Source organism: Actinomadura geliboluensis, assembly GCF_005889745.1.
Classification (GTDB): Bacteria; Actinomycetota; Actinomycetes; order Streptosporangiales; family Streptosporangiaceae; genus Spirillospora; species Spirillospora geliboluensis.
On record NZ_VCKZ01000113.1, the window covers coordinates 1 to 22,213 of the forward strand.

The following is a 22,213-nucleotide window of genomic DNA, read 5'->3' on the forward strand; positions in this document are numbered from 1 at the left end:
GGAGCCCATGGGCCGCGTCATCGTCATGGATCTGAGCCGACACAACACCCTGCTCGTCGGCCACGACCGCTACTTCGTCCTCCGGTCGGACGGCCGGCCGCTGCTGGTCCACGACTACTGCCCGCACCGCGGCGGGCCGCTGAGCCTGGCCCGCCTCACCCCGGACGGGCGGCGGCTGAACTGCCCCTGGCACGGCACCAAGGTCGGCGTCGCCGCCGTGCGGCGCACCTGCCTGCCGATGGTGCGCAGCGGGGACGAGGCCGTCATCGTGCTCCCCGACGACGACGGCGACGCGCCGGTCTCGGTCATCCACCGGGAGATCCTCGCGAACCTGCCGCCTGACCCGTCCGACACCGGAACCGCCCCCCGCGCCGCCGACCCCGCACAGCCCGCCCTGGACGCGGGCCGATGAACACACCTGTGACAACCGAGGAGGCACCGTCGTGACGAGGACGCACGATTCGGACCCGGCCGCGCGCGGCCCGCAGGAGCGTACCGGGCTGGAGCTCGGCGCGTTCCTCGACTGGGGCCGCGACCTGCACCACCAGGGACGCTACGAGGACGCCGTCAAGGCGTTCGAGCTGATCCTCGGCGTGGACGACGGCAACGAGGAGGCCCTCATCGGCCGGAACCGGGCGGTGCGCCGCGCCGTCCCCCGCTGGCACTGGGAGATGCTGCACGACGAGGAGCGCGCCGAACTGTACGACCGGGCCATCCGGCAGGCGGTGGCGGCCGACCCGGACGCGCTGGTGCTCGACATCGGCGCCGGGTCCGGGCTGCTGGCCATGATGGCGGCGCGGGCCGGCGCCCGCCAGGTCGTGGCGTGCGAGGGGCAGCCGTCCGTCGCCGAGACCGCGGCGCGGGTGGTCCGCGCGGCCGGGTACGACGACGCGGTCACCGTCGTCTCGAAGATGTCGACCCGGATGAGCGTCCCGGCGGACCTGCCCCGGCGCGCCGGCCTGCTCGTCACCGAGATCGTCGACTGCGGGCTGCTCGGCGAGGGCATCCTCGGCACGATCGCGCACGCCCGCGAGCACCTGCTCACCCCGGACGCGACGATCATGCCGTCGCGGGGCCGGATCGTCGCGCAGCTCGTCGAGAGCGAGGCGCTGCACCGCAAGAACCACGTGGGCAAGCTGTACGGCTTCGACCTGGCGCCGTTCAACCGGCTGTCGACGCTGGAGTACTTCGACTCGCGGCTGCACCGGCACGAGCACCGCGTCCTGTCCGAGCCGGTGACGGTGTTCGACTTCGACTTCCGCACCGCCGACGCCCGCCCGCGGCGCACCGGGCTCCGGATCCACCCGACGGCGGCGGGGACGCTGCACGCGGTCGTGTTCTGGTTCGAGATGGAGCTGCTGCCGGGGATCACGGTGGGGAACCCGCCGGGCCGCGACTCGCACTGGAAGCAGGCGATCCAGTGCCTGCCGGCCCCGCCGCGCGTCCAGCCGGGCGAGCCCGTGGTGCTGGACGCGGCGCACGACGGCGAGTGCGTGCGCTTCGATGTCGCCGCTGACACGCCCGCCGGGGAGCCTGCCGGCCGTCCGCTCGCCCACGCCGAGTTCGAGGTGGTGTCATGACCGCGGCCACGACGGACGCCCTCGCGGCGTACTGCGCGCAGCGCATCTTCCGGCCCGGGCCGGAGGTCTACATCGAGGGCAACCCGTACCGGCGGCCGGTCGGCCCGCCGGACGTCGCGGGCCTCGACTTCTCCGTCCCCGCGACCGAGGCCGGGTTCCTCGGCCGCGGCCAGCTCATCGCGGGGCGGCTGCTGTGCAACGCCTACGAGAGCGACATGATCCTGCTGCCCGCCGCCGGGCTGGCCTCCGCCAAGGACGACTTCGACCTGTTCTACGGCGACGAGGTGCGGCGGCTGCGCGACAGCGTCCGCCCGGACCTGGAGCGGTACGCCTTCTCCTTCCTGGACGACGCCGTGAAGGTCCCGCCCGTCCGGACGCTCGACGAGCTCCAGGAGTACTTCCTCGCCGAGGTCGGCGGAGCCGGCGCGCCCGCCGACGCGTCCGGGGTCAACCCGGCGGTGGACGCCGCCGCGCCGATGACCGGCACCATGCGCGCCATCACCGAGTGCCGGCACCCCGAGGAGGCGGCGTCGCTGCACCTGATCCAGCTCGCGCTGGACGCGCTGACCGAGGCGTCCGCGATGGCGCGGAACCTGGGCGGCTCCTACGGCGTCGAGCAGTCCGAACTCTTCAAGATCTTCAACGACGAGTTCGGGTACGGCCTCTACGGCGCGAAGCACAGCACGATCTTCAAGGAGATGCTGGCCAGCGTCGGGCTGCGCACCGACCTGCACGCCTACTGGAACTTCTACCTCACCAGCTCGCTGATCGGGGTCAACTACTTCAACTGGCTCACCGAGGACCACCGCGGGCTGTTCCGCTACATGGCCGCGGTGACGTACCTGGAGTGGCTGTTCGCGCAGGGGTTCGCCGACACCGGCCGGATGCTCCGCGCCGTCTACGGCGACCGGGTGGACGCCAAGTACTGCGACGAGCACGCCCACATCGACGTCCACCACGGGCGGATGACCTACGAGAACCTGCTGCTCGGGCTGGCCCGCACCCACGGCGAGCTGGTGATCCCCGAGCTGGTGCGCGGCATCGAGGACACCAAGCTCCTGCTGCGCCTCGGCGACGCCGACTTCCGCGCCCAGATCGCCTGGGCCGACACCTTGGACGAGCACACCGAGGCCGGCGCGGCGCTGGCGTCCGCCGCGCTGGACGACGCCGTCACCACCACACTGCGCCCGGACAGCCCGTTCTGCACCGACGTGCACGAGTCCGACCGCCTCGTCGAGATCACGAGCGGCGACGTGGACGTGTACGCGTGGGCGACCGACCGCCCCCACCGGCTCGGGGCGGGCGACGTCCTGCTGGTGCCGCGGAGCCGGCTGCACGGCCTGAAGGCCGCCTCCCCGGAGGCGCGCGTGACCGTACGGACCATCGAAAGGACCTCCCGCGATGACTGAGAGCGCCACGCCCCCCGCTAGCCCGGTCGGCTCCTACAACGAGTGGGACCCGCTCGAAGAGGTGATCGTCGGCGTCATCGACGGCGCCGCCGTCCCGCCGTGGCATCCGGCGATCGAGGCGACCGTCCCGCCCGAGGCGTGGGACTTCTACCGGCGCAACGGGGGCGGCGGGTTCCCGCCCGACCAGGTCGAGGCGGCCCGCGAGGAGCTCGACGGGTTCGTCGCCGTCCTGGAGGCCGAGGGGGTGACGGTCCGGCGGCCCGACCCGGTCGACCAGTCCCGCCCGTTCGGCACGGCCGACTGGTCGTCCACCGGCGGGTCGTCGCACACCTTCCCCCGCGACATCGCGCTCGTCGCCGGCGACCAGATCGTCGAGGCGACGATGGGCTGGCGCTCGTACTACTTCGCGACCCACCCGTTCCGGACCATCTTCAAGGACTACTTCCGGCGCGGCGCGCGCTGGGTCGCCGCCCCGAAGCCGCAGCTCACCGACGCGTCCTACAACCCCGGCTACGCGGCGGCCAAGCCGGACACCCCGTCGCCGGACGACCCGTTCCCGGACGCGACGTCCGTCATCACCGAGTTCGAGCCGATCGTGGACGCGGGCGACTTCATGCGGTTCGGCCGCGACATCCTCGTCCAGCGCAGCCACGTCACCAACCGGTTCGGCATCGAGTGGACGCGCCGGCTGCTCGGCGACGAGTTCCGGGTGCACGAGGTCGCGTTCATCGACGACCACCCGATGCACCTCAACGCGACGTTCGTCCCGCTGCGGCCGGGCCGGGTGCTGATCAACCCGGAGCGGGTGCGGGAGCTGCCGGAGATGTTCGCCGGCTGGGACACCGTGGTCTGCCCCGAGCCGGCCATCCCCGCCGACCAGACCATGTACTTCTGCAGCCGCTGGATCGCGATGAACACGCTGATGCTCGACCAGGAGCGGATCTTCGTCGAGGCGGGCGAGACCGAGCTGCTGCGGGTGCTGGAGAAGGAGGGCTTCACGCCCATCCCCGTCCCGTTCCGCACGGTCAACACCTTCGGCGGCGGCTTCCACTGCGCCACCCTCGACATCCGCCGCCGCGGCGGGCTCGAGGACTACTTCTCCTGATCCCGCCCCGACGCTCCTGAACGAGGTCCCCATGCCGCACAATCCACCGGCGGGCGACGACCGCCCGCTCCTCCTGCTGGTCGCGAGCAGCTACTGGGTCTACCGGCAGTACATCCTGGAGTCGGTGTCGGCGCGGTACCGGCTCTGGCTGCTGAACCCGACCCCCGCCACCTGGGAGGACCCCTACATCGTCGGCCACACCGTCGTCGACTGCCTCGACCTGGAGAAGCTGACGGCCGCGGCCCGCGAGGTCGCCCGCGACCACGACGTCGCCGGGGTCTTCTGCTACGACGAGGTCTACATCGAGACGTCCGCGCACCTCAGCGCCGCGCTCGGATTCCCGGCCCTGGATCCGGGGGCGGTGGCGCGGTGCCGCGACAAGTCCGCCGCCCGCGCCGCGCTGCGGGACGCGGGGCTGCCGCAGCCCGCGTCGCGCGCCGTGTCGTCCCTGGAGCAGGCCCGCGCGTTCGCCGCCGAGGTCGGCTACCCGCTGATCGTGAAACCGCGGAACCTGGGCGGCAGCCTCGGCCTCAGCAAGGCCGAGGGGCCGGACGACCTGGACGCGGCGTTCGCCCTCGCCGACGGGACGCGGATGGGCGGCATCCGCCAGTTCGACGACTACGTGATCGTCGAGGAGTTCCTGGAGGGCCCGGAGGTCTCCGTCGAGTGCGTCCTGTTCCAGGGCGAGTGCACGCCGCTGATCGTGGCGCGCAAGGTGCTCGGCGGCAGCGGCGACCTGGCGTTCGAGGAGATCGGCCACGACGTCGACGCGAACGACCCGCTGCTGTCCGACCCCGAGTTCCGCGACACGCTGTCCCGCGCCCACGCCGCCGCCGGGTTCACCGACGGCTTCACCCACATCGAGTTCAAGCTGACCCCGGACGGCGCGCGGCACGTCATCGAGATCAACGCGCGGCTGGGCGGCGGGATGATCCCGCATCTGGGGCAGCTGACCTCTGGCGTGGACGCCCCGCTCGCGGCGGCGGACGTGGTGGCCGGGCGTGCCCCGGCCGTCTCGTTCCCCGAGCCGCGGCGCGCCGCCTCGATCAGGTTCGCCTACCCGGCCTACGACATGGAGGTCACCGCGGCCACCGCGCACCGCGAGCTGATGCGCCCGCCGCTGGTGGAGCTCGCCGTCGGGGTGGAGCCGGGCACCCGGGTCCGGCGCCCACCGCACGGGCTGGCCCGCATCGGCTACGTGATCGCGGTCGGCGCGACCCTGGAGGAGACCGCCGCCGCGATCGGCGACGCGGGCCGGTTCTTCACCTTCGAGGGGACCAGGCTGGAGCCCGTGCCGTGAGCGACGCCGAGCACCCGACCGTCCTCGCCACGCTGCGGGAGATGAACGGGACCGTCCGGATCCTGATCATCGGCACCCTGATCAGCAACCTGGCCACGTTCCTGAACGCGTTCCTGGTGCTGTTCCTCACCGACGAGGGGTTCACCGCCTGGGAGAGCGGCATCGTGCTGACCGCGCTGATGGTCGGCCGGATCTCCGGCTCCGCGGTCGGCGGCGCCGTCGCCGACCGGATCGGCTACCGCGCGGTGATCGTCGGCTCGATGGCCGGGACGGCCGTTCTCACGGCGGCCCTCGTGCACGTCCCGGAGGTGTGGACCGCGTCCGCCGTCGCGGCCGGGGCCGGGCTGACGGCGCAGGCGTACCGCCCCGCCTCGATGGCGTGGATCGTGGAGCTGACGCCGAAGAACCAGCAGGTGATGGTCTTCTCGGTGCTGCGGCTGACGTTCAACGTCGGTTCGACGGTCGGCCCGATGGGCGCCGCGCTGCTGCTGACGTACGCCTCCTACGGCGCCCTGTTCTACGTGGACGCGGCGACGTCGCTGGCCTTCGGCGTCGTCGCCTACGCGGCGCTGCGGTCCAACGCCGAGCCGGAGGCCGCGGGCGGGGCGTCCGACGGCAGGCGCGCCGGGTACGGGCAGGTGCTGGCCGACCGGCGGTTCATGCTCGTCGTCGTCGGCCTGTTCTTCACGGCGGTGGCCTACATCCAGGCGTCGGCCGCGCTGCCGCTGTTCGTGACGGGCTCCGGCCACGACGAGCGGGTGTACGCGACCCTGCTGACGGTCAACGGCGCCATCGTCATCGCGTTCGAGGTGCTGCTGTCCAAGTGGCTCCAGCGGCTGCCGATCGGGCTGCCGATGACGATCGGCATGGCCGTCCTCGGCGCCGGCCACCTGCTCTACACCGGGCCGACGCCGCTCGCGCTGCTCCTGCTCGCGACCGTCGTGTGGACGTTCGGCGAGGTCATCGCGGCGCCGTCGATGATGGCCTACCCCGGCCTCGTCGCGCCGCCGGAGCTGCGCGCCCACTACATCGCCGCGGCGACGATCCCGCAGCAGGTCGGCTACGCCGTCGGCCCGATGATCGGGATCGCCGCGTGGCACGCCTGGGGCTCGGGGGTGTGGGCGCTGACGGGGACGTTCGGGCTCCTCGCCGCCGTGCTCGTCGCGGCCGGCGCGAAGCTCGGGCGCCGGCGTCCGCCGGAGGGGCCGGACGAACCGGAGCTGGCGACCGCCGGCACGGCGGAGGGCGGTGACTGACGGACGTCCAGCGGCCGACCGCACAACTCAACGGATCAACCAGAGACAAGGTGAACATCATGGACAGACCAGTCGTGGCGGTAGTGCGGCCCTTCACCTCGGCGGCGATGGTCGCTCCCGCGCTGCGCGAGGCGGGGTTCAGCCCGGTGGCCGTGATGGACTACACGGGCCCTTCGCTGGCCCCGCTGCACTCCTCGCACAACCCGGGCGACTACGACGCCATCATCAACCACCACGGCGACATGGCGGAGACGGTCGCGCGGCTCGGCGCGCTGAAGCCGATCGCGGTCATCCCCGGCGTCGAGGCGGCGCTGCGGCTGGCGCAGGAGTGCTCGGACGCGCTCGCGCCCGCGTTCTCCAACGACCCCGAGCTGGTCGACGCCCGGCGCCACAAGTACCGGATGCACCAGGAGCTCGCGAAGGCGGGGCTGCCGATCCCCCGCCAGGTGTCCACGGCCGACCCGGAGGAGGTCGCCGCCTGGATCGAGCGGGAGGGGCTCGCCGGCCGGGACCTCGTCGTCAAGCCGCCGACCAGCGCCGGCACCGTCGGGGTCAGCCGCGCGCCCGGCGGGGAGGGCTGGCGCGAGCTGTTCACCGCGATGCTCGGCACCCGGGACAAACTGGACGTGCTGGCCGAGGAGGTGCTCGTCCAGGAGATGATGACGGGCACCGAGTTCGCCATCGACACCGTCAGCCACGACGGCCGCCACTCGATCACCGACATGATCAAGTACAAGCGGGTGCCGTTCGGCGAGGGCATCGCGGTGTACGACAGCGTCGAGTGGCTGCCCTACGACACCGACGTCTACGGCGAGCTGATCGACTACGGGCTCGCCGCCCTGGACGCGGTGGGGCTGCGCAACTGGGCGGCGCACACCGAGATCATGATGACCCCGGACGGGCCCCGGCTGCTGGAGGTCAACGCGCGGCTGGCCGGCGCCGGGAACCCGGCGGTGACGGAGATCGCGACGGGGGAGAGCCAGGTCACCCGGATCGTGGACGTGTGCCGCGGCCTCGGCCCGCAGCTGCCGCCCGGCTACACACTGCGGCGCAACGTGATGGCGGTCTTCCTGATGTCGCACTCGACCGGGATCGTCCGCAACGCCGAGATCTACGACCAGGCTCGCGACCTGCCGAGCTACCACTCGCCGGTGCACCTCGTCACGACCGGCGACCACGTGGACGCCAGCACCGACCTGTTCGCCAGCATGACGATGGGCTACATCATCCTCGCGCACGAGGACTCGGAGCAGATCTACGCCGACCGCGAGGCCATCCGCAAGATCGAGCGGGAGCTCGTCGTCGACCCGGTGGAGCGCTCCTCGTGAAGGTGACCCGCGCGTACCTGGACGCCTGCGAGGACGGCCCCCTCCACGACGTCGTCTCCAAGGTCGACCTGCCGCCGCAGTTCGGCGCGGCCTGGGGGAAGTACCTGGGGACCCGTCCCCTCTTCGCCCCCGAGGACCGCACGCGGCAGGCCGCCGACGACCTCGCCGGGCTGTTCCGGCTGATGGCGTCGCTGCCGGAGCGCCTGTTCGACGGCGACCGCCGCCGGTTCTGCGCGGCGATCGGCGCGGACGCGCGCCGGACCGCCCTCATGACCCAGTTCGAGGGGGAGCCGGTCCTGTACGGGCGCGCCGACCTCTACGACGACGGGTCCCGGTTCCGGCTGCTGGAGTTCAACCTCGGCAGCGAGCTGGGCGGCGTCGACATCAGCGAGGTCAACCGCGCCCTGCTCGCCCACGAGGGGTTCGCGGAGTTCGCCGGCGAGCACGGGCTCGGCACCGTCGACACCCCGGCCGCCATCGCGCGCCAGTTCGTCCGGGCGACGGGGAAGGAGGCGCCCGTCGTCGCGACGCTGGAGGCGATCGGCGGCATGGCGGCGTACGACTCCCTCCACCGCTCCTTCCAGGAGACCATGAAGCGGTACGGCATCGAACTGCTTCTGGGCGAGCTCGGCCAGGTGGAGGACAGGGGCGGACGGCTGTACCTGCACGGCCGCCAGATCGACCTCGTCCTGCGCTACTTCTCCGCCAACCAGATCGCCCGGGACCCGCGCAACGACGAGCCCGCCGAAACCGTCATGCGCGCCTACGCGGACGGCCACGTCGTCCTCTGGACCCCCATGACGGCGTCCATGTTCTCCTACAAGAGCTGCATGGCCCTGGTCTCCGATCCCGAGGCGCGCGCCGAGTTCACCGCGGAGGAGAACGCCCTGGTCGACCGGATCCTGCCGTGGACGCGGACCCTCACCCCGGAGCTGGCCGACCAGGTCCGCGCCGAACGCGAGCACCTGATCCTCAAGCCGTTCGCGGGGCTGTCGGGCCAGGGCATCCACGCGGGCTGGGACGAGACCGACCGGGAATGGGCCGAGACGGTCGCCGCGTGCCTGAAGGGGGACTACATCGTCCAGCGCCGCGTCGTCCCGGTGCCGGAGCCGATGCTGAACGCGGAGACCGGCGCGGTCGAGGACTGGCTGAGCGTCTGGGGGCTGTTCGTCTTCCCGGACGGCTACGGCGGTGCGTTCTGCCGGGCCGTCCCGTCCGGCGCGGGGTCCGTCGTCAACCTGGGCGCGCCCGGCGCGAGGGTGACCTCGGCCTTCCACTACTGAGGCGGCGGGCCCGCGGGCCCGGCCGATGACGCGCGGCGAGACCCGTCCGGGACGGCGCTCCTGGACGGGTCCCCGGGCCGTCCTTCCCATGTGAGGGACGTAACGACATGCCGTAGTACTACAGCACGTAGTATGTCTGACGGGAAGTAGTACTACGGCTTGTAGTAGAAGCCCGGGAGAGGCATCACGCGCCATGGACTCGGTCGACATCGCACGGTGGCAGTTCGGGATCACCACCGTCTACCACTTCTTCTTCGTCCCGCTGACGATCGGGCTGTCCGCGCTCGTCGCCATCCTGGAAACGGCCTGGCTGCGCACGGGCAAGACGAAATACCTGCGCGCCACCAAGTTCTGGGGCAAGCTCTTCCTGATCAACTTCGCGATGGGGATCGTCACCGGCATCGTGCAGGAGTTCCAGTTCGGGATGAACTGGAGTGACTACTCCCGCTTCGTCGGAGACATCTTCGGGGCGCCGCTCGCCATCGAGGGCCTGCTCGCGTTCTTCGTCGAGTCGACCTTCCTCGGCCTGTGGATCTTCGGCTGGGACCGGCTGAACGCCAAGCTCCACAACGCCTGCATCTGGATCGTCCACGTCGGGACGCTGCTGTCGGCGTACTTCATCCTGTCCGCGAACTCGTGGATGCAGCACCCCGTCGGCTACCGCATCGACGAGGAGTCCGGACGGGCCGTCCTCACCGACTTCTGGGCCGTCCTCACCAACTCGACGCAGCTCGTCGCGTTCCCGCACACGATCACGGCGGCGTTCGTCACCGGCGGCATGTTCATGGCCGGCGTCAGCGCCTGGCACCTCGCCCGCCGCAAGAACACCGAGGTCTTCCGGCCGTCGCTGAAGCTCGCCCTCGTCGTCACGGCCATCGCCTCGATCGGCGTCGCCATCACCGGCGACTTCCAGGGCAAGGTCATGACCGATCAGCAGCCGATGAAGATGGCCGCCGCCGAGGCCCTCTACGAGACCGAGCAGCCCGCGTCGTTCTCCGTCATCACCATCGGCACGCTCGACGGGAACGAGGAGATCTTCGGGATCAAGGTCCCGCGCGTGCTGTCGTTCCTCGCCACCGGCACCTTCGACGGCGAGGTCAAGGGCATCAACGACGTCCAGGCCGCCGAGGAGGCCCGCTACGGGCCCGGCGACTACCGGCCGAACATCCCGATCGCCTACTGGAACTTCCGGATCATGGTCGGGGTCGGCATGCTCACCGCGCTGGTCTCGCTCGCCGGGCTGTGGCTGCTGCGGCGCGGGCGGCTGCCGTCCAACCCGTGGGTGTACCGGATCGGCGTGCTGTCGCTGGCGCTCCCCTTCATCGGCAACTCCGCCGGCTGGATCTTCACCGAGATGGGCCGCCAGCCCTGGTCGGTGTTCGGGGTGCTGAAGACGAGCGCGAGCGTCTCGCCCGGCGTGTCGCCGACGTCGATGCTCATCTCCGTCGTCTCGCTGACCGCGCTGTACGCCGTCCTCATGGTCATCGAGGCCGGGCTGATGCTCAAGTACGCCAAGGCCGGGCCGCCGTCGGAGGACGAGGTGCTGCCCCCGCCGCCGTCCGACGACGACTCCGACCCCGACGCCGAGCGCTCGCTCGCGTTCGCCTACTGAGGGAGCCGGCCATGGAACTCACCACCGTCTGGTTCATCATCATCGCCTTCCTGTGGACGAGCTACTTCTTCCTGGAGGGGTTCGACTTCGGCGTCGGGATGCTGCTGCCCGCCCTCGGCCGCGACGACGTCGAGCGCCGCGTCGTCATCAACACCATCGGACCCGTCTGGGACGGCAACGAGGTGTGGTTCATCGTCGCCGGCGCCGCCATGTTCGCCGCGTTCCCCGAGTGGTACGCCACCCTGTTCAGCGGCTTCTACCTGCCGCTGCTGCTGATCCTGCTGGCGCTGATCATCCGCGGCGTCGCGTTCGAGTACCGCGGCAAGAAGGACGACGCGCGGTGGCGGTCCCGCTGGGACAAGGCGATCTTCTGGGGCAGCCTCGTGCCCGCGTTCCTGTGGGGCGTCGCGTTCGCGAACATCGTCCGGGGCGTGCCGCTGGACGCCGACCACGAGTACGTCGGGACGCTCGCCGACCTGCTGAACCCGTACGCGCTGCTCGGCGGGCTCACCACGACGATCCTGTTCGTCCTGCACGGGGCGGTGTTCCTGGCGCTGAAGACGTCCGGGAGCATCCGCTACCGGGCGCGGCGCATCGCCGAACTCGCGGTCGTCGCCGCCATCGTCACCGGCGGCGCCTTCCTGCTGATCACGCAGGTGCAGCACGGCAAGCCGGTGACCTGGCTGACCGCCGCGGGCGCCGCCGCCGCGCTGGTGCTCGCCGCCCTCGCCAACCGGGCCGGGCGCGAGGGCTGGGCGTTCATCGGCACCGGCGCCGCGATCGTGCTCGCCGTCGCGACCCTGTTCACCGCGCTGTTCCCGGACGTCATGCCGTCCACCCTGGAGTCCGGCGGCCTGACCACGGAGAACGCCGCGTCGACCGGCTACACCCTGAAGATCATGACCTGGGTCGCGGTGGTGTTCACCCCGATCGTGATGATCTACCAGGGCTGGACGTACTGGGTGTTCCGCAAGCGGATCGGCACGTCCCACATCCCCGCCGCGCCCAAGAAGCCCGAGGCCGTGCGGTGAAACCCCTCGACCCCCGGCTGCTGAGATACGCCCGGACGACACGGGTCTTCCTGCTGTCGTCCGTGGCGCTCGGCACCGCCACCGCCGGGCTGATCATCGCGCAGGCGACGCTGCTCGCCGACATGCTCGACGGCGCGTTCCTGCACGGCGCGGCCCTCGCCGACCTGCGGACGCCGCTGCTGCTCCTGCTGGCCGTCGTCCTCGGCCGGACGCTCGTCGCCTGGCTGCAGGAGGTCGCCGCGCACCGCTCGTCCGCCGCGGTCAAGTCGCAGCTGCGCGGACGGCTCCTCGCCCGCGCCGTGGGCCTCGGCCCGCGCTGGCTGTCCGGCGAGCGCAGCGGCGAGCTCGCCACCCTCGCCACCCGCGGGATCGACGCGCTCGACGACTACTTCTCCCGCTACCTGCCGCAGCTCGTGCTCGCGGTGATCGTCCCGGCCGCCGTCGGGTTCCGGATCCTGCTCGGCGACTGGCTGTCGGCCGTGACGATCGCGGCGACGCTGCCGCTCATCCCCGTCTTCGCGATCCTCGTCGGGCTCACCACCCAGAAGAAGATGGACCGGCAGTGGCGGACCCTGTCCGTCCTCGCCGCCCACTTCCTCGACGTCGTCGCCGGGCTGCCCACGCTGAAGATCTTCGGCCGGGCGCGGGCGCAGGCGGACCGGATCCGCGAGGTCACCGACCGGCACCGGCGCGCCACCATGTCCACGCTGCGGATCGCGTTCCTGTCGGCGCTCGTCCTGGAACTGCTGTCCACGCTGTCGGTCGCGCTCGTCGCCGTCTCGATCGGGCTGCGGCTCGTCGAGGGCGGGCTCGGGCTGGAGACCGCGCTGCTCGTGCTGATCCTCGCGCCGGAGGCGTACCTCCCGCTGCGGCAGGTCGGCGCGCAGTACCACGCGAGCGTCGAGGGCCTCACCGCCGCCGCCCGCGTCTTCGAGGTGCTGGAGACGCCGCTGCCCGCCACCGGCGACCGGACCGACGTCCCCGACCTCTCCCGCGCGACCCTCCGGCTGGAGGGCGTCACGGTCGCCTACGACCGGGGGCCCGCGCTCTCGGACTTCTCGCTGACCGTCCACCCCGGGGAGACCGTCGCCCTCGTCGGGCCGAGCGGCGCCGGGAAGTCGACCGTGCTGTCGGTGCTGCTCGGGTTCGTCCAGCCCGACTCCGGCCGCGTCCTGGCCGACTGGGACGACCTCGCAGAGTTCTCCCCGGACGCCTGGCGCGCCCAGATCGCCTGGGTCCCGCAGCGTCCGCACCTGTTCGCCGGGACGGTCGCCGAGAACATCCGGCTGGGCCGCCCGTCGGCGTCCATGGCGTCGGTGCGGGCCGCCGCCGAGGCCGCGAACGCGCTGGAGTTCATCGAGGCGCTCCCCGCGGGCTTCGACACCCCGCTCGGCGAGCGCGGCGCCGGGCTGTCCGCCGGCCAGCGGCAGCGCCTCGCCCTGGCCCGCGCCTTCCTCCGCGACGCGCCGCTCCTGCTGCTGGACGAGCCGACCTCGAACCTGGACGTGGAGAGCGAGGCCGCGGTCATCGACGCCGTCGAGCGCCTGAAGGCCGGCCGCACCGTCCTCCTCGTCGCACACCGGCCGGCCCTGACCACCCTGGCCGACCGCGTGATCACCCTCGCCCCCACGGCGGTGACGGCATGACCCCTGTGGCGCATGATTCACGTGAAACCTCGCGGCGGAGAGGAGGCGGCATGATCCTGCGGCTCATCGCGTTCGCCCGGCCCGCCAGGGGACGGCTCCTCCTCGCCGTCCTGTTCGGCGCCATCGCGCTCGGCAGCGGAGTCGCCCTGATGGCGACCTCCGCGTGGCTCATCTCCCGCGCGGCGCAGCACCCGCCCGTCCTGATGCTGATGGTCGCGATCGTGGCCGTCCGCGCGTTCGGGCTGGGGCGCGGCGTGTTCCGGTACCTCGAACGGCTCATCGGGCATGACGCGACGTTCCGCATCCTGGCCGACCTGCGCGCGCGCGTATACGAACGGCTAGAGCGGCTCGCGCCCGGCGGGCTGCCCGCGTTCCGCAGCGGCGACCTCCTGAACCGGCTCGTCGCAGACGTCGACGCCGTCCAAGACCTGTTCCTGCGCGTCCTGCTTCCGTGCACGGTCGCCGCCGTCGTCGGCGGGGCCTCGGTGGGCGTCGCCTGGGCGCTGCTGCCGTCCGCCGGCCTCATCCTCCTGGTCGCCCTGCTGGTCGCCGGAGTCGTCGCGCCCTGGCTGTCGTCCGTCATGGCGCGCCGGGCCGAACGCCGGACGACCGACCTGCGCGGCGAACTGACCTCCCACATCGTCGACACCCTCCAGGGCGCCCCCGAACTCATCGCCTACGGCGCGGCACCCGCCCAGCTCGCCGAGGCGGCCCGCCTGGACCGCGACTTCACCCGCGCCACCGCCCGCTCCGCCGCCACCGCCGGCCTCGGCGCCGCCATCTCCGCGCTCGCCGCCGGCCTCGCGGTCTGGGCCACCCTCGCCGCCGGCGTCCCGGCCGTCCGCTCGGGCGCGCTCGACGGGGTGCTGCTCGCCGTGATCGTCCTGCTCCCGCTGGCCGCGTTCGAGGTCGTCGCGGGACTCCCGATGGCCGCCCAGTACTTGGAGCGCGTCCGCCGCTCCGCCGCACGGATCTTCGCCGTGCTGGACGCGGAACCGCCCGTCCAGGACCCGGCCGACCCCGCACCGCTCCCGGCGTCCCCCTACACGCTCAAGGTCGAGAACCTCCGAGCCCGGTGGACACCGACCGCCCCCTACGCCCTCGACGGCATCTCCCTGGACCTGACACCAGGCCGCCGTTGCGCGATCGTGGGACCGTCCGGCTCGGGCAAGACGACCCTTACCTCCGTGCTCCTGCGCTTCCTGGAGCCCGCTTCAGGCAAGGCAACCCTGAACGGCGTCGACCTAAGCGCGCTCAACAGCGACGACACCAGAACAGTTATCGGCCTATGCGCCCAGGACGCGCACCTGTTCGACTCCACCATCGGAGCCAACATCCGCCTGGCCCGCCCCACCGCGACCGAAGCCGAGATACGCGACGCCCTACGCCGCGCCCGGATCCTCGACTGGGTCGACTCCCTGCCACAGGGGCTCGACACCTACGTCGGTGAGCACGGCGCTCAAGTCTCCGGTGGCCAGCGCCAACGCATCGCCTTGGCCCGCGCCCTCCTCGCCGACTTCCCGATCCTCCTGCTCGACGAGCCCGCCGAACACCTGGACATCGCGACCGCCGACGAGCTCACCGCCGACCTCCTGACCGCCACCGAAGGCCGGACGACCCTCCTCGTCACCCACCGCCTCACCGGCCTGGACGCCGTCGACGAGATCATCGTCCTCGACGAGGGCCGCGTCGCCGACCGCGGCACCCACAGCGACCTCATCTCCCGCCCGGGCCTCTACCGCTCCCTCTGGAACCGCGAACGCACCCCGGCCAAGACGGCCCCAAGGGCCTGAAAGAAGATGCCAGCCCACAGGCGTCGCGGACGTTCTCAGGCTCCTTGCGCCGCCCGCTCGTCGGCGCAAGGAACTCCCGCCAATGACCCGCACCCGTCGACCATCCCTCTTAGCCCACAACCTCCACGCAGGCCGCACCCGAACCTGGTGATCACTTGCCGCGACGACGGCGGGTCTCGTCTGTCCAGGACAAATCCCCTCCACCGTGCCCTTGCGAGCCCCTGTCCCAAGCCCGCATGTCACGACGGTTCTCACGCATCTCCCGCGTCAACGCCGCACCGCCTTGAAACCGTCGCCCTCGCCGACGGAGACGGTAATCGAAGATCAACGCGAACCCGAACAGCACGACGAAGAACCCAAGCACAAACCACCACATGCACCCACCCTCGCCCACCCAGCCGGGCGTAACAATGGAGCCTTGCACAAACCCCGAGCAGAGTTCCTGCCCCAGCTTCCCGGCGGCCCTGCTACCAAAATCCGGTCAGATCCTCCTCGCGGGCCAGCGCAGGGGCGGGTTGGCGGATCGAGCCGGTGCGCCTGGCGCGAAGCCCCCCGCCCTAAGGCCGCCGTCCTCAGCGAAAGGCCAGGCAGCGGGCGATTGCAGGCCGGATACACCGTCCGGCGGGTGTGAAAGCATGCGGCTGTGACGCCCAATGCCACCCGTGAGGAAGCCGCCCGGTTCGCCGCCCGCCTCCTGGCCACCGTCGCCGCTCCGCTCGACCCCGCCTCGGCGGACGGCCCACGAGTACTGCACTGGCCGGGGCGCAGACTGCTGGTGCAGCGCGGGGACACCGAACTGGCCGTCCGCGACCTGGACGAGGCGGGGACGGAGACCCGCTTTCCCGCGCCATGGCCTCGCCAATACGGCTCAGTGGCGGTCTCTCCGGCCGGTGATGTCGCCGTGTTCGCCGGCGTGCACGCCTTGCGGGCCGTGGATTCGACCGGCGCCGTGCTGTGGGAGATCCGCCACGGTTGCTGGTCCGCCGCCGTGTGCACGACGGCCCATGCCTCGTTCTCCGAGTACGCCGACGATTACCACCACGGCCACGCCGACAGCGGCTCGGCCGCTTTCTCCTCCGACGGCAAGGTCCTGTGGGCTCACGTCCGCAGCCACGCGGGGCAAGACACCGGGGAGGAATGGCTGATCCTCGACGCCAGCGACGGCTCGCTGCTGGCCCGGGTCCCGACGATGACCGTGGGATCGGGCTCCTTCCACTTTCCTCACCCCGATCCGGCGTACATGGGGCTGTCCATCGCGGAGGGCGAGGAGAGTTCGCCCGTGCTGTGGGGACGCTGGGATGGTACGCAGCTCACCGTCCAGCGATTCGTCGAGGAGGTCTTTCTCGCGGTGAGTCCCTCCGGGGAGCACTTCCTGACGACGGATACGGGGCAGTGGGCCCTCTATCTCCACCAGGCGGAAGACGGCACGGAACTGCGGCGACTGAACGCCCAGGATGCCGTACCCCCTCCTTCGGGAGACGACCGTGTTCGCTGGGACTTCGAAGCGGCGTTCCCGTACGACGACATCGCCGTGGTCGGCACCGAGTACTACGCGGAGGTCCCCCGCCACTGGCTCGTCGACCCACGCACAATGGCCCTACGCGGATCAGTCGCCTACCCCTTCCCCGTCTCGGGGTCTCCCTTGTCGGCAGGAAAAGACGCCTGGTACACGGTCTCCAAGGATCAGACCGCTCTCCATCTCTGGGACCTTCCGCACCGGCAATGAGCCAACAGCCCGGGCCGGGCGCTCAAAGCCGCTCGTCCCCCCGACCGGTGGTTCACGCCGGGACGGCTCTCCTCAACCCGTCGGTCGACACCCGGGCGTAGCCGATCAGGATTCCGCCCTGGAGTGCAGCCGGTTCGAGGGCAAGCGGGTCATCACCGAGCGAGCCGTCCAGCAGCGGGCCGACGGGGAGTGCGACGTGCTTGACCATGTGGTTCACTCCGTGACGGCCTTATGATCAGCGGCATGGCACTGCGACTCGTACAGGTGAACTTCAAGGCTGGGGACGACTCGGCCCTCGGCCAGTTCTGGGCGGAGGCGCTCGACTGGGACCTCTCCAGCGAGGGTCCCGGTGTCACCAACCTCGAGCCCAAGGGCTTCAAGTGGCCAGACCCCGCCGCCTTCTACATCGATCTCGTCGCCGTTCCGGACCCCGAAACGGTGAAGTACCGCGTGCACCTCGACCTCGCCACCACCTCTGAGGCCCACCAGGCGGAGATGGTCGCGCGCTTGAAGGACCTCGGCGCGACACCCGCGGACGTCGGCCAGGGCGACGTCCCCTGGACGGTGCTGGCTGACCCGGAAGGCAACGTCTTCTGCGTGCTGGAGCCCCGCGAATCCACCCGGGACACCGGACCGATCGCCGCCGTAGTTGTCGACTGCGCGGACCCGCGTGCCATGGCCCAGTTCTGGGACGAGGCACTGAACTGGACCCTGCTCGAGGTCACCGACGACCACTCAGTGCTGCGCTCGGCCGAGGGCACCGGCCCCTACCTGGAGTTCCTGCGCAAGCCCGACGAGAGGGCATGGTGGAACCGCATCCACGTCGACCTGTTCCCAGAGCCCATTGACGCCAAGGAAGCCGAGGTAGCCCGACTCCGCACGCTCGGCGCCACCGACATCGACCTGGGCCAGGGCAAAGTCCCGTGGACGGTCATGGCCGACACAGAAGGCAACGAATTCTGCGTCCTAGGCCGACACTGACCCTCAACACTCCTTTACGCCGTCGTCCACCCGCCCCACCAGCAGCCGAGCGCTGAAGGGGGAGCGGCGAGAAACACCCGCGCCACGCCTCGCCCCTCATCTGCGTCATCGTGCCCCGCTCCCCACACGCTCCGAATCCTGGTACGTGGCGTCCACGGAAACCTCGTGCTCCCGAGCTGAGATAGGCCCCGGATTGGATCACCGTTCCGCTTCCTGGGTCCGTCGACGGCTGCGCTCTCTGGCTTGGCTGGAGCTGTTCAACCTTCCGTTGCAGGCCGCGGTCTGGTTCGGCGTTATCGGACTACCGATGACAGCGACGAACCTAACGGGCTTCGCGATGTTCGCGGCCCTCCTCCTGGTCGGGGCCGCATACTGGTCGGCTAAACTCCGGCAGCTCTCGACTCCCAGCAGGACCCTGCCCGGCGCTGGCGCCTTCGCGATAGCCCGTATCGCCATTGCGGTGCTCCTTGCGGCCGGGGTGTCATTCCTAGTCGGAAGAGTGGTCACCGTTCCGGGAGCGGGCAGCTGGCCGGGGCTGGCCTTCGGCCTGTTCGCGGTGCTCGAGTACGTGAACTACTTCCACGTCCAGCTCATGTACGACACCACCGAGGACCTCCGCTACCTACGCTCCCACGGCCTACGACGCGCACACCTGTCCCGCGACCTCCACCTCGCCCGCAAATCACGCCAAGCACACCCCTGAGCCGACGTAGCAGAAACGCGGATACATCCCTGGCCGCGTGCTCCGTGCACGCTCCCTCCAGGGAACATCTGCGGACGCGAGTCCCCGAGGGCGCGCCCGCACTCGGCGCCCAATGGCTCACAGGCGAACAGGCCATGCGCCACACGCGCCTCGCGGGCCGCGCGTTACTTCCGGAAACCCGCCAGAGCCTTCCAAACCACGAACGCCCATAGCCCGGTGACTCCCAGCAGCGGAAGGAAGAACCAATACTCCCCGGCGAGCAGTGAGCCGAGAGTAGCCACAACCAAACCAAAGAGAAGCAGGACGTAGAGGGCGATCAGGATCCATCCAGCCCATCCATGATCTCGGACATAGAGCCGATACAGGACGATCCCAGCGATCGTCCCAACAGCTTGAATGATCCACTGCAGAACACCCACAGTGTCGATCATCCCACCGGCAAGACGGAGGGGAAGGCCCGTAGGCAACGCATCCGCGCCATGCCCGCCGCACACGCTGCCAAGTGTGTACTGCTCCGGGGGCGACTTACGGCGCAGCAGGACACCGTCCTTGGACAAGCTGGCGTTCAAGGGTGTGCGGTTCGCGACCTGCAACGCACAGGGAAAGTCCGCAATCGCCGGAGCCACGCTCTCCGAACTCAGCAACGCATGGGCCACGCGAGTGACCGCACGGCCATGGTCTGCCCACACCCGCCGGGCAAGCGGCATCAGGAGATCACCGACACCCCGAGCGCGATCGCCAAGACCGAACGCAAGCCCGGCATACGACCGGGCACGGAAGCGGAAGAGAAGATCGTAAGACACAAAAGCCCAGGTCGGAACATTGGTTCTGACCTGACGCATCTCGGGAACGTCCCCGTGAGCGGCCGTGATTCCCCGCGGTTCCCCCCTGCGATCGGGCACGCAACGGGCACGGAAGCGATCTGATTCGATGGGCCTCGAGCCTTGGCTGGCTGGACGACTCATGGAGGTGGTCGGTATGGACGAGACTACGGTCGTCCTTAACGAACTCGCCCAAGGACTCCGGCCGGCTGCCGATGGCATCGCCTGGTTCAAAGCCTTGACGAGTGAGCGGCAGTACAACGCCCTATGGAAGCTCGCTGCGTTCTGCACACAAGCTGGCGCGACCAGCGATGACGCCGAGGAGAGCATTCGCCGCGCTGGCATCCGGCCGACTCACACTCCGGCCGTGCTGATCAGACGCGGCCAGCTGAGAGGACAGCTCGCGAAGATCGTTAACTTGCCCGAAGATGAACGACTTAAGTCGTTCCGGTTGCTTGTCGCACTGCTGAGCATCGCTGATGAGCGGCGTCGGGCACGCTACTGCACGGAGGGTTGCAACCATGACTGGCACCACTTGACGCGCAGTCCCGGCCCGTAAATCGCTAGCGCTGATTAGGGGTTCGGCCTTCGTGAGTAGGCACACGGCTCCGGAGGGCGCGTATCTGATCGACCTCGCGACCCCGTCTGACCTGTGTGCGGGCGGTCGCTCGCCCTCGTCCCCTACTCCACCGTTCCGCATATGTTCCGGATCACGGTTCCTCGGGTCGGTGCTGTCAGCTTGGGAAGTCACTTCCCTAGATCAACGATCACCAGCACCGCCGCTGACCTGCCGATCCCCTGACCTGGGCATACTCGGCGCATCACTCCGCAAATGACTGCGAGTCCCCGTCGCCCCCTCACATCGGGCACGCAACGGGCACGTTACTCTTGTGGGAGCTCAGGGAGGTCCGCGATGTGGGCTGGTCTGCAAATCGCCTTGACAGGGGTAATCGGGGCGGTGGCGGTTGTTGCGGGCGTGCTGAAGCTGTACAGGTCGAGGCTCGTCTGGACCCGCGGGAAGCTTCCGGAACCCCTGCTCCAGATCATTGCCGGCTTGTGGTTCTTGTTCTTTTTCAGCATGATCGTCTTTTTGAGTGTGCCCTTTACGCCGGCATCGTCCCTGACGATGACAATCAGCGCGCTGCTTTGGCTGACGTCGATCATGCTGAAGACACGGCCGCTCTGGAAGGCAAGGGATCGAGGCAAGCACCGATCTGCCCCTCTGGCCCAGAAGCAGGAAGACCCGCATAGCTGACCTCACGAATGACACGGCCTCTTGCTCGGGCTTCCTACCTCAACCCCGCGGCGACCGTGTGCCCCCGCCAGAGGCTCTCGGTTGGGGAAGCACTCACCGGAGATTTTGCTACCGATGTCGATGGATCAGCCATGCCATCCAAGGGACCCCGATGAGAAACCCGGGGGCAGCTTCGAGTGATGAGTCAAAGACGGCCACTCCGATCGCTGTGGTGGTCGCCATGACGATGCCTACTTTGATCGCTAGGGGCGGACGTCGTGTCATGCGTCGGAGAACACCCGTGAACGTCTCTTCCTCTGCGTCACGCAGTTCGCGCGGTCGGCGTTGGCGATCTTCTTGGGCCATGTGTCACACGATGGCGATAGGTGGTGCGGAGTACAAGGCCGCTGCTCTGGCGATGCTCGTGTGCGGCGGCGCGGCCCCCGTGACCGCCGGCGCTTGGCGGACGGGGCGGAGGCGTCGCGGTGGCCAAGGCGTATCGGCTGCTCAAGGCCATCATGAACACGGCGGTGAGTGACGGCATGATCAAGCGGAACCCCTGCACGGTCTAGGGTGGCGGGGCCGAGAACTCGCCAGAGCGGCCCGTCCTGAGCATCTCCGAAGTGTTCGCACTGGCCGAGGCGATCGACCATCGTTACCGGGCGCTCGTCCTGCTCGCGACCTTCACGAACCTGCGTTGGGGTGAGGCCGTGGCGCTGCGACGAAAGGACGTCGATCTCAAGGCTCGCACCGTGAGAGTTGAGCGGACGTTGGTGGAGGTGACGGGTAAGCCTCTCCACTTCGGGCCTCCGAAGACTGAGGCGGGCGCGCGGACGGTTCCGATTCCGGCAATCGTGCTCCCTGAACTGAAGGAGCACGTCAAGACGTTCGCCCATGACGGCGACAAAGGGCTCATCTTCGTCGGCGGTAAAGGCGCGCTGCTCCGGCGGGCGAACTCCGGCGCAACTGGGTGCGGGCCTTGGACAAGGCGGGGCTCGAGGGTGTGCGCTTCCACGACCTGCGGCACACGGGGAACACCCTCGCCGCGATCGCTGGGGCGACGCTCCCAGAACTCAAGGAACGCATGGGCCATGCCAGCGACCGCGCGGCCATGATCTACCTGCACGCGACGGACGAGCGGCACCGGGAGATCGCCGACACCTTGAGTGCGCTGGCCAAGGCCGAACTCAAGGGGGAGACGCGATCGGGCACGCAACGGGCACGGAAGCGGAAGAAGAGATCGTGAGACGCAAGAGCCCAGGTCGGAACTTCGGTTCTGACCTGGGCTTTTGGCTGGTGGAGCCTAGGGGATTCGAACCCCTGACACCCGGCTTGCAAAGCCGGTGCTCTACCAACTGAGCTAAGGCCCCGGGTTGGCGGGTCAAAGCTTACCCGTGGTCGGGGG

At 70.1% G+C, this 22,213-nt stretch carries 19 protein-coding genes, 1 tRNA gene and 1 pseudogene; 17 read left to right on the forward strand and 4 right to left on the reverse strand.

The features are described 5' to 3' along the window. The 13 genes from ETD96_RS17235 to ETD96_RS17290 all read left to right on the forward strand — a co-directional run. A partial coding sequence (locus ETD96_RS17235; RefSeq protein WP_138637480.1) for a Rieske (2Fe-2S) protein occupies window positions 1–412 on the forward strand: 412 nt, incomplete at its 5' end. Window positions 413–443: 31 nt separating this feature from the next. Then, the gene (locus ETD96_RS46705) at window positions 444–1,580 is read left to right on the forward strand and encodes a 50S ribosomal protein L11 methyltransferase (protein WP_138637481.1); all 1,137 of its coding nucleotides are present in this window, start codon (window positions 444–446) and stop codon (window positions 1,578–1,580) included. After that, complete coding sequence (locus ETD96_RS17245) at window positions 1,577–2,989, forward strand: iron-containing redox enzyme family protein (RefSeq protein WP_138637482.1); 1,413 nt, start codon at window positions 1,577–1,579, stop codon at window positions 2,987–2,989. Before ETD96_RS46705 ends, ETD96_RS17245 begins: the two co-directional genes overlap by 4 nt. After that, window positions 2,982–4,094 carry an amidinotransferase gene (locus ETD96_RS17250; RefSeq protein ID WP_138637483.1) on the forward strand — a complete coding sequence of 371 codons (1,113 nt, stop codon included), beginning with the start codon at window positions 2,982–2,984 and terminating at the stop codon, window positions 4,092–4,094. Before ETD96_RS17245 ends, ETD96_RS17250 begins: the two co-directional genes overlap by 8 nt. A 31-nt stretch (window positions 4,095–4,125) precedes the next feature. Further along, a complete protein-coding gene (locus ETD96_RS17255) occupies window positions 4,126–5,394 on the forward strand; it encodes an ATP-grasp domain-containing protein (protein WP_138637484.1) in 1,269 nt (422 codons plus the stop codon). Then, entirely contained in the window at window positions 5,391–6,650 is a 1,260-nt protein-coding gene (locus tag ETD96_RS17260; protein ID WP_138637485.1) for an MFS transporter, read from the forward strand. The genes ETD96_RS17255 and ETD96_RS17260 overlap by 4 nt, the downstream gene beginning before the upstream one ends. A gap of 59 nt (window positions 6,651–6,709) precedes the next feature. Beyond that, window positions 6,710–7,978, forward strand: coding sequence for an ATP-grasp domain-containing protein (locus ETD96_RS17265; protein ID WP_138637486.1), 1,269 nt, complete (start codon window positions 6,710–6,712; stop codon window positions 7,976–7,978). Then, window positions 7,975–9,261, forward strand: a complete 1,287-nt coding sequence (locus ETD96_RS17270) for a hypothetical protein (RefSeq protein WP_138637487.1) — start codon at window positions 7,975–7,977, stop codon at window positions 9,259–9,261. Before ETD96_RS17265 ends, ETD96_RS17270 begins: the two co-directional genes overlap by 4 nt. Window positions 9,262–9,454: 193 nt before the next feature. Next, window positions 9,455–10,873 (forward strand): cytochrome ubiquinol oxidase subunit I, encoded by a 1,419-nt coding sequence (locus tag ETD96_RS17275; RefSeq protein WP_138637488.1) that lies wholly within the window; start codon window positions 9,455–9,457, stop codon window positions 10,871–10,873. Between the two features lie 11 nt (window positions 10,874–10,884). After that, on the forward strand, window positions 10,885–11,904 hold the full coding sequence (gene cydB, locus ETD96_RS17280) for a cytochrome d ubiquinol oxidase subunit II (protein ID WP_138637489.1): 1,020 nt from the start codon (window positions 10,885–10,887) through the stop codon (window positions 11,902–11,904). Continuing rightward, window positions 11,901–13,550 carry a thiol reductant ABC exporter subunit CydD gene (gene cydD / locus ETD96_RS44835; protein ID WP_171069064.1) on the forward strand — a complete coding sequence of 550 codons (1,650 nt, stop codon included), beginning with the start codon at window positions 11,901–11,903 and terminating at the stop codon, window positions 13,548–13,550. The genes cydB and cydD overlap by 4 nt, the downstream gene beginning before the upstream one ends. A gap of 50 nt (window positions 13,551–13,600) precedes the next feature. Next, window positions 13,601–15,343, forward strand: coding sequence for a thiol reductant ABC exporter subunit CydC (gene cydC / locus ETD96_RS44840; protein ID WP_171069065.1), 1,743 nt, complete (start codon window positions 13,601–13,603; stop codon window positions 15,341–15,343). Window positions 15,344–15,986: 643 nt separating this feature from the next. Beyond that, the gene (locus ETD96_RS17290; RefSeq protein WP_138637490.1) at window positions 15,987–17,069 is read left to right on the forward strand and encodes a hypothetical protein; all 1,083 of its coding nucleotides are present in this window, start codon (window positions 15,987–15,989) and stop codon (window positions 17,067–17,069) included. A 52-nt stretch (window positions 17,070–17,121) separates the two neighbouring features. Here ETD96_RS17290 and ETD96_RS44845 read toward each other — a convergent pair whose 3' ends face one another. Further along, on the reverse strand, window positions 17,122–17,277 hold the full coding sequence (locus ETD96_RS44845) for a hypothetical protein (RefSeq protein ID WP_171069066.1): 156 nt from the start codon (window positions 17,275–17,277) through the stop codon (window positions 17,122–17,124). 35 nt (window positions 17,278–17,312) lie between these two features. Here ETD96_RS44845 and ETD96_RS17295 point away from each other — a divergent pair, with 35 nt between their 5' ends. Both ETD96_RS17295 and ETD96_RS46710 read left to right on the forward strand, forming a co-directional pair. Next, window positions 17,313–18,050 carry a VOC family protein gene (locus tag ETD96_RS17295; RefSeq protein WP_138637491.1) on the forward strand — a complete coding sequence of 246 codons (738 nt, stop codon included), beginning with the start codon at window positions 17,313–17,315 and terminating at the stop codon, window positions 18,048–18,050. A 499-nt stretch (window positions 18,051–18,549) separates the two neighbouring features. Next, a complete protein-coding gene (locus tag ETD96_RS46710; RefSeq protein ID WP_240807760.1) occupies window positions 18,550–18,753 on the forward strand; it encodes a hypothetical protein in 204 nt (67 codons plus the stop codon). A 164-nt stretch (window positions 18,754–18,917) separates the two neighbouring features. Here ETD96_RS46710 and ETD96_RS17305 read toward each other — a convergent pair whose 3' ends face one another. After that, a complete protein-coding gene (locus ETD96_RS17305) occupies window positions 18,918–19,595 on the reverse strand; it encodes a hypothetical protein (RefSeq protein ID WP_138637492.1) in 678 nt (225 codons plus the stop codon). A 136-nt stretch (window positions 19,596–19,731) separates the two neighbouring features. Between ETD96_RS17305 and ETD96_RS17310 the strand changes: the two genes are divergently transcribed. Further along, window positions 19,732–20,133: a DUF5958 family protein gene (locus ETD96_RS17310; protein ID WP_138637493.1), complete on the forward strand. Its 402-nt coding sequence runs from the start codon at window positions 19,732–19,734 to the stop codon at window positions 20,131–20,133. A gap of 323 nt (window positions 20,134–20,456) precedes the next feature. Here the strand turns inward: ETD96_RS17310 and ETD96_RS44850 are convergent, their stop codons facing one another. After that, complete coding sequence (locus ETD96_RS44850) at window positions 20,457–20,738, reverse strand: hypothetical protein (RefSeq protein WP_171069067.1); 282 nt, start codon at window positions 20,736–20,738, stop codon at window positions 20,457–20,459. 1,037 nt (window positions 20,739–21,775) lie between these two features. Between ETD96_RS44850 and ETD96_RS47585 the strand changes: the two are divergent. Then, a pseudogene (locus ETD96_RS47585) lies at window positions 21,776–22,054 on the forward strand (tyrosine-type recombinase/integrase); the annotation flags it as partial. A gap of 48 nt (window positions 22,055–22,102) precedes the next feature. Here ETD96_RS47585 and ETD96_RS17330 read toward each other — a convergent pair. Further along, window positions 22,103–22,178, reverse strand: a tRNA-Ala gene (locus ETD96_RS17330). Window positions 22,179–22,213 lie beyond the last annotated feature (35 nt).